Here is an 8,039-nt window from a genome sequence, read left to right as displayed (position 1 = left end):
ACGGGAAGGGCCGGGGGGTGAGGGGGACGCGGTGAGGGAGGGGGACGCGGGGGCCGGGCTGTCCGGCGGGGCGGTGGATTCCGGGTCGTCGCCGTCCTCCGGCAGGTCCTCCGGCGGCTCCTCCGGTGTGTCCCCCGGCCGTGACACCTCGGGCCCCGTCGGCCTGCCGGGCCGGGAATGCCCCTCCCCGGCCTCCCGCCCCGCCAGCGACACCGTCGGGTCGGGGGAGAGCGAGGGCCCGGCGGACGGGGAGGCGGATTCCTCGGCCCGCGCGAGCGGCGCGGCCAGCAGCAAGGACGCGACCGCGAGAGCGCAGTGGGTGCGGAGCCTGGGCATCACGGACCCAGCGTCACATGGAGTGACAACTCCGGCATCCCGGGCGGCCGACCTCCCCCGTAAGGACTACGCGAAGGAGGACCACGCGAAGAAGGACTACGCGAAGATGGCCGACGCGAAGGGCCAAGGGCGGGACCGCGTCACTGCGCCGACCCCGAGGCGAGCCGCAGCGTGAAGGTCACCGTCTTGGGATCGACACCCGTGCCCTGCGTCGGATACTGCTCGATCACGGTCTCCTTGGCGTACTGCCCGTTCTGGACCGTCGTCGGCGGCTCGTACGACCAGTGCGCCGCGTTCAGGCACTTCTTCACGGAGAGGATGTCCTTGTACCGGAAGTCCGGTACGGAGATCTTGCTCGGGTCCGACGGGTCCTCCTGCGGATCCGTGCACGCGTCCTCGTCGATGGTCCGGCTGCGGTCCGGCGCCCGGTAGCCGTCCACCGCCGGGCCGCTGGAGGTCGGGCCCGCCTCGCCGCCGCCGTTGTCGTCGTGGTCGCTTCCCCTGGACATGGCCGCGGCCAGCCCGCCGATCGCCAGCAGGGCCACGACGATCGCGCCCACGATGACCGGGACGTTCCGCTTCTTGCCGCCCGTACCGCCCCCGGTCTGCTGCGGAGAGATCCCGTACGGCGGCGGGGTGTGCTGCCCCGGATTCTGGTACGCGGCGGCCTGCGGGTACCCGTAGCCGGGGCCGGCCACCTGCGGCGCCGGGGCCGGCGGCCCGTACACGCCCGGGTGCTGAGGGGGCTGGGGCTGCTGAGGCTGCGTCTGGTGCGCCGGCGGCTGGTACGGCGTCCGCACGCCGTACGGCCCCGGCGCCTGCGCGGACTGGTCGACCGGCGGGAAGACCGCCGAGCTGACCCCCGCCCCGCTGTTCGGCGGCGCGCCCTGGATGATCACCGGCGCGCCCGTGGGCCCGGACGGCAGCACCCGCCGGCACTCGGCGCTCATCGCGGCGGCACTCGGGAAACGCTCGTTCGGGTTCTTCTTGAGCGCCCGCGCGACCAGCGCGTCGATCGCGGGCGTCAGCGACCGGTTGATCGAGGACGGCGCGACGGCCTCCTCCTGCACATGCGCGTACGCGATCGCCAGCGCCGAGTCCGCGTCGAACGGCAGACGGCCCGTCAGCAGCTGGAAGAGCATGACGCCGACCGAGTAGAGGTCGGAGCGGGCGTCGACGCCCCGCCCCAGCGCCTGTTCGGGGGAGAGGTACTGCGGGGTGCCGACGACCATGCCGGTCTGCGTCATCGACGTGACACCCGACTGCATGGCGCGCGCGATGCCGAAGTCCATGACCTTGACCACGTCGCGCCGGTTGATCATCACATTGCCCGGCTTGATGTCCCGGTGGACCAGCCCCATCTCGTGGCTGGCCTCCAGCGCGGCCAGCACGTCCGCCGTCACACCGAGCGCCCGGTCGGCCGGCATCGCGCCGAGCCGCGCGACGTCCGCCTGGAGCAGGGAGCCGAGCGGCTGCCCCTCCACGTACTCCATGACGATGTACGGCATCATCGCGCCGGTGCCGCCGGCGGAGCCGTTCTCGAAGAGCGTGTCCTCGCCGGTGTCGAAGACCGAGACGATGTTCGGGTGCGACAGCTTGGCGACCGCCTGCGCCTCCCGCCGGAACCGCTCGCGGAACGACTGCTCGCGTGCCAGTTCCGTATGGAGGGTCTTGATGGCGACCTGGCGGTCGAGCGCCGAGTCGTAGGCGAGGTAGACGGACGCCATGCCGCCCTCGCCGAGCAGGTCGCGAAGCTGGTACCGGCCGCCCGCGACCGAACCGCCCGCGTAGCGGCCCCGTGCGCCGTCCTGGCTCATGACTGTGCTTCCCCCTCGGCGCGCCGGCGTGTGGGCGCTGAATGCCGTGCCGCTGACGCGATGTTCCCGTTGTTGCGCGATGACGGTTGCGCGATGACGCGCCAAGTCTGCCCCAGGCCTCGGACACGTCAAGCCGGGTGCCCGTTCCGTGACCGTAAGCACGACAGAGCGTCTCGGAAGCGTTACAGGATCCGCCTGTAATTTGCGCGGCCCCGTCCGTACGGGTTTCATGACCGGTCCATCCTGAACCGGCGTGTCACACGAAGGCTGTAGCGTGACGTGGCATAGCACCCTTGAGAATCCCCGTACCCCCGATAATTCCCGTACCCCTGAAAATCCCCGAACCACCGCGGGCCGCGCTGGCGGACTTGACGCGGACAGAAACGACGGCGAGGACTGATGGCACCCGAACCGGAAGCAAGCGGCGGCGGAGTGTCGGATGCCGCGGACTCCTGGGGCGAGGGCGGACTGGTCGGCGACGGCCGCTACCGGATGACGCATCGCCTGGGCCGCGGCGGTATGGCCGAGGTGTTCGCGGCCGAGGACGTACGGCTCGGGCGGACCGTGGCGGTGAAGCTGCTCCGGGCCGATCTGGCCGAGGACCCCATCTCCAAGGCCCGCTTCACCCGTGAGGCGCAGTCGGTCGCCGGGCTCAACCACCACGCGGTGGTGGCGGTGTACGACTCCGGCGAGGACGTCGTCAACGGCCAGGTCGTGCCGTACATCGTGATGGAGCTGGTCGAGGGCCGCACGATCCGCGAGCTGCTGATGGAGGCGGAGGCCCCGCCGCCGGAGCAGGCGCTGATCATCGTCTCCGGGGTGCTGGAGGCCCTGGCCTACTCGCACCAGCACGGCATCGTGCACCGCGACATCAAGCCCGCGAACGTGATCATCACGCACAGCGGCGCGGTCAAGGTCATGGACTTCGGCATCGCGCGTGCCCTGCACGGCGCGCAGTCGACGATGACGCAGACCGGCATGGTCATGGGCACGCCCCAGTACCTCTCCCCCGAGCAGGCGCTGGGCAAGTCGGTCGACCACCGGTCCGACCTGTACGCGACGGGCTGCCTGCTGTACGAACTGCTGGCGCAGCGGCCCCCGTTCACCGGTGAGACGCCGCTGTCCGTCGTGTACCAGCATGTGCAGGACATCCCGGTGCCGCCCTCGGAGGTCTCCCCGCTGGCGCCGCCGGAGCTCGACGGCATGGTGATGCGCTCCCTCGCGAAAGAACCGGACGACCGGTTCCAGAGCGCCGAGGAGATGCGCGGGCTCATCCAGTACGGCATGCAGATGCTCCAGCAGCAGGGCAGCCACACCCACACCTGGAACACCGGCCCGGTCGACGCGCACGGCGGGGGCACCCCGCCGATGGGCATGGCCGCGACGACCGCGATGGGGCACCCGCCGCACGGCGAGACCTCGCAGCGCCCGATCCTGCCGCCGATGAACCCGAACGACGGCGCGTACGTGAACAGTCACGGCGGCCAGGGCGGCGGCGGGCGCGGCAAGATGCTGCTGTTCGTCGCGCTCGCGCTGGTCGCGATCGTGGCGGGTGTCGCCTTCGCGGTGCAGGGCATGGGCGAGAAGGACAACAGCGACAAGAACCCGAAGCCCTCGGTCAGTCCGAGCGAGTCGGCGCCGAGCGACAAGCCCACGCCGAGCGAGTCCGAGTCGGAGGAGACCGAGGAGCCCGACACGTCGTCAGGCGGCCAGCAGCAGCCGGACTACACGCCTCCGCGCAAGCCGACCCCGTCCTTCTCCCCGTCCAAGGAGCCGTCGGAGACACCGTCCTCGCCGGACACCGGCACGGACGCGGGGGGCACCGAGGGCGGTACGACGGACGGGGGCACGACGGACGGCGGCAGCACCAACGGCGAACCGTCGGGCGGGCCTTCGGAACCGGCGACGACGGGCGACCCCGGCACCGGTGACGGTGGCACGGACGCCGGTACGGACGCCGGGGCCGTGGCGGGCACGGACGCCGGCCTGACCACCGGCGGCTGACCCCGCACCCGCCCCGCGTGAGGCGTTCGCACCCCCGTGCGTTCACCGCGCTGTCGCGTCACCCCGCGAACGCCTCACGCACCGCCTCGTACTCCCTCGTCCACCACACCGCCAGGGCCGACACCGCGGCGAACTGCGGGTCGGCCCTCCGGTCGTCCAGCTGGTACCGCCACCGGAGTATCCAGAAGTCGTTGAGCCGCTCCCACCACACCCGGTGCACGGCGGCGGCCAGTTCGGCGGAGCCCGCGCCCGCCGCCTGCCGGTAGCCGCGCGCGTAGGCCCGTACCTTCGTCAGGTCCAGCTCACCGGTCGGCCGTACGAAGAAGATCGCCGCCGCCCGTACGGCCTCCTCGGCGCGCGGCTGCACCCCCAGCCGGTCCCAGTCCACGATCGCGGCCGGCTCGGAGCCCCGGTAGATCAGGTTCAGCGGGTGGAAGTCGCCGTGCACCCATCCCGTGGCCGTCTCCGCGCCCGGCGGCGGCCGGCGGTGGGCGTGCCGTTCCAGCAGGGTCCGCCGCTCGGTCAGGCGGTGCTCGGCCAGTTCGTCGAAGACGTGGCGCGGGGCGTGGTGCCGTGCCAGGGCGAGGAGTTCGTCGATGAGCGCGAAGGTCGAGGCGGGGTCCTGGCTGTCGTACGTGAGGGCGTGGGTGAGGGCCACCGGGTCCGCCTCCATCACCTGCTCCAGGCCGGTGTGGACGAGCCCGAGGAGGGCGCCGAGGCGCTCCGATCCGGCGCGGGTCAGCTGGGCGCCGTCGCGGTGGCGCCCCTCGATCCAGGGGTGGAGGGCGAAGCAGTGGCCGCCGATGACGGTGACGGTCTCGCCCGAGGCGTTCTCGACGGCCTCGGCCACCGGCACGCCGAGGCCCGGTAATCGCCGGGTGGCGCGATGCTGGCGGGCGACGGCCTCGTGGTCGCCGTCCAGATGGTGCTTGAGGAAGTAGGAGCCCCGGGTGGTCGCCAGCCGGTAGCCGCGGTTCAGCAGCCCCTGGGCGACGGGTTCGCAGGAGAGCGCCTCGCCCGCGCCGCGGTAGCGGCGGAGCAAGGCTCCGACGGGCGGAAGGGCGTGCGGGGTGGGGCGGTGAGCGGGTGGAACGAACGTGATGGAGGGGATCGCCGAGATCGCGGCGGGCACAGCCATTGCATATGAGCGCAGCACGTGTCAGATGTTAGATCACACGGTGTGCCTGGTCTGTCGCCCTGCGGAGTAGTCGAGCGTGTGTACGGAGAAGAATTGCGGCGTCAGTCGCATATAGGCCGGTTCGTAGGGTGCGCCGTCGATCAGGGCCGGGACCGGACCGAACAGCTCCAGCTCCCCGGGGGTCGGTTCGATGATCTGTGCGGTTCCCGTGAGCTGCACGGACCAGAGGTCGGAACCCTCCACGTTGAAGTTGTCGGCGCCGAACGCCACCACCCCGCCCGCACAGGCCCGGTGGTAGCCGTGGCCGGCGTGCATCCGCAGCAGCACGTCCCCGTCCGCCACGACGTGGCGCGCCGGCGCGACGAACGGCATCGCTCGCATCGTCGTCGACACCCGTCCGTACGAGACGAGCGTGAGCAGCTCCAGTGCGCGGAGTTCCTGGGTCGTGGTGGGCATGCCCTCCACCCTCCGTCACCGCGCACCCCCCTCACCAGGGGAGGCAGCCCCCGATGACGCGGGACGTTGGTCCCGAAAGGGCCTGCTCGCACCGGGCGGAATCGGGGCGCATCAGTGCCTTTCGGCCTGGAGGCGCGCCACGTACGCCGCGGCCTGCGAGCGCCGCTCCATGCCGAGCTTGGACAGCAGGCTGGACACATAGTTCTTGATCGTCTTCTCGGCGAGGTGCAGCTGCTCGCCGATGGCACGGTTCGTCATGCCCTCGCCGATCAGGTCGAGGATCCTGCGCTCCTGGTCCGTCAGGCCCGACAGCTTGTCGTCCGGCTTGGGGCCGCTGCCGTCCCGCAGGCGCTGGAGCACCCGGGCCGTCGCCACCGGGTCGAGCAGCGAGCGTCCCGCCGCCACGTCCCGTACCGCGTTCAGCAGTTCGTTGCCCCGGATGGCCTTGAGCACATAGCCCGAGGCCCCGGCCATGATGGCGTCGAAGAGCGCCTCGTCGTCCGAGAACGACGTCAGCATCAGGCACTTGATGTCCTCGTCGCGCGAGCGGATCTCGCGGCAGACCTCGACCCCGCTGCCGTCCGGCAGCCGTACGTCGAGCACCGCCACGTCCGGACGGGTGGCGGGGATCCTCGCCATCGCGTCTGCGGCCGTGCCCGCCTCGCCGACCACCTCGATGTCCGGCTCCACGGCGAGCAACTCGTGCACTCCGCGCCGGACGACTTCATGGTCATCGACCAGGAATACTGAGATTTTTCCGTCTTCACCCACATAAATCAGTCTCACACACTCGCCCACCGCCTGCCCTTCCCTGGCACGGATCCGCCGGGATAACGTGCCGTTGTTCCGGCGGCCTGCAAGGCTGTGACCAGTGGGTGTTTCCGACTTCTTTCGATTTACTTGGATATCCGAGCAAAATCGCAGGTCACAAGGGGTTTCGCGGGAATGCCGCCCACTGGGTAACGTGCCTCTGACAGGGCGCTCGCCGGGGCAACTTGTCACGCCGATCCCGGCCGGACCCGCACCCACCCTGTGCGGACGGACGGAAGCGGCGAGCCGCACTGGTTCCCGGCGGATCCCGGGGGCCGGACAGACGGAGGAGCACGCACGTGACCGTGGAGAGCACTGCCCCGCGCAAACCGCGACGCAGTAGCGGCACCAAGCGCACCAGCGCCAGGAGGACGCCGCAGCAGCAGAGTTCCGAGCCCCAGCTCGTACAGCTGCTCACCCCTGAGGGTGAGCGCGTCGAGCACCCGGAATACGAGATCGACCTGACCCCCGAGGAGCTGCGGGGCCTGTACCGGGACATGGTGCTGACCCGGCGCTTCGACGCCGAGGCCACCTCGCTCCAGCGCCAGGGAGAGCTCGGGCTGTGGGCGTCGCTGCTGGGGCAGGAGGCCGCCCAGATCGGCTCCGGCCGCGCCCTGCACGACGACGACTACGTCTTCCCCACCTACCGTGAGCACGGGGTGGCCTGGGTCCGCGGAGTCGACCCGACCAACCTGCTCGGCATGTTCCGCGGCGTGAACCACGGCGGCTGGGACCCGGGCGCCAACAACTTCCACCTCTACACGATCGTCATCGGCTCGCAGACCCTGCACGCCGTCGGTTACGCCATGGGGGTGGCGAAGGACGGCGCCGACAGCGCCGTGATCGCGTACTTCGGCGACGGCGCCTCCAGTCAGGGCGACGTCGCGGAGTCGTTCACCTTCGCCGCGGTCTACAACGCCCCGGTGGTCTTCTTCTGCCAGAACAACCAGTGGGCGATCTCCGAACCCACCGAGAAGCAGATGCGGGTGCCGCTCTACCAGCGCGCGCAGGGGTACGGATTCCCCGGTGTCCGGGTCGACGGCAACGACGTCCTGGCCTGTCTGGCGGTGACCCGCTCCGCGCTGGCGCGGGCGCGCCGGGGCGAGGGGCCGATGCTGGTCGAGGCGTTCACGTACCGGATGGGTGCCCACACCACGTCCGACGACCCGACCAAGTACCGCGCCGACGAGGAGACGGAGTCCTGGCGGGCCAAGGACCCGATCCTGCGATTGCGCCGCCTCCTGGAGCGGGAGGGGCACGCCGACGAGGCGTACTTCACCGGTCTGGAGGAGGAGAGCGAGGCGCTCGGCAGGCGGGTCCGGGAGGCCGTACGGGCCATGCCGGACCCCGACCGTCTGGCGATCTTCGACCATGTGTACGCGGACGGGAGCGCGCTCGTCGACGAGGAGCGCGCGCAGTTCGCCGCGTACCAGGCGTCGTTCGCCGATTCCGCCGATTCCGCCGAGGGGGGTAAGTGA

At 71.2% G+C, this 8,039-nt stretch carries 6 protein-coding genes and 1 pseudogene; 2 read left to right on the top strand and 5 right to left on the bottom strand.

What is annotated here, in order from left to right; all coding sequences use genetic code 11:
* Both GT042_RS02375 and GT042_RS02370 read right to left on the bottom strand, forming a co-directional pair.
* Positions 1–339, bottom strand: a pseudogene (locus tag GT042_RS02375) (hypothetical protein); the annotation flags it as partial.
* A 137-nt stretch (positions 340–476) separates the two neighbouring features.
* Positions 477–2,153, bottom strand: a complete 1,677-nt coding sequence (locus GT042_RS02370) for a protein kinase (RefSeq protein ID WP_161307030.1) — start codon at positions 2,151–2,153, stop codon at positions 477–479.
* Positions 2,154–2,552: 399 nt separating this feature from the next.
* Between GT042_RS02370 and GT042_RS02365 the strand changes: the two genes are divergently transcribed.
* Complete coding sequence (locus GT042_RS02365; RefSeq protein WP_161307029.1) at positions 2,553–4,157, top strand: protein kinase; 1,605 nt, start codon at positions 2,553–2,555, stop codon at positions 4,155–4,157.
* A gap of 58 nt (positions 4,158–4,215) precedes the next feature.
* On the opposite strand, the gene GT042_RS02360 is transcribed toward GT042_RS02365, so the two are convergent.
* The 3 genes from GT042_RS02360 to GT042_RS02350 all read right to left on the bottom strand — a co-directional run bounded on the left by GT042_RS02360 (position 4,216) and on the right by GT042_RS02350 (position 6,522).
* Positions 4,216–5,295 (bottom strand): phosphotransferase, encoded by a 1,080-nt coding sequence (locus GT042_RS02360; protein WP_161307028.1) that lies wholly within the window; start codon positions 5,293–5,295, stop codon positions 4,216–4,218.
* 33 nt (positions 5,296–5,328) lie between these two features.
* Positions 5,329–5,751: a pyridoxamine 5'-phosphate oxidase family protein gene (locus GT042_RS02355; RefSeq protein WP_161307027.1), complete on the bottom strand. Its 423-nt coding sequence runs from the start codon at positions 5,749–5,751 to the stop codon at positions 5,329–5,331.
* Between the two features lie 111 nt (positions 5,752–5,862).
* Entirely contained in the window at positions 5,863–6,522 is a 660-nt protein-coding gene (locus tag GT042_RS02350; protein WP_161307026.1) for a response regulator transcription factor, read from the bottom strand.
* A gap of 338 nt (positions 6,523–6,860) precedes the next feature.
* Between GT042_RS02350 and pdhA the strand changes: the two genes are divergently transcribed.
* On the top strand, positions 6,861–8,039 hold the full coding sequence (pdhA, locus tag GT042_RS02345) for a pyruvate dehydrogenase (acetyl-transferring) E1 component subunit alpha (protein ID WP_161307025.1): 1,179 nt from the start codon (positions 6,861–6,863) through the stop codon (positions 8,037–8,039).

The sequence above is a fragment of the Streptomyces sp. SID3212 genome, assembly GCF_009865405.1.
GTDB lineage: Bacteria > Actinomycetota > Actinomycetes > Streptomycetales > Streptomycetaceae > Streptomyces.
The sequence above is the reverse complement of the archived record's forward strand: the minus strand, read 5'-3'. Positions and strand labels throughout refer to the sequence as shown.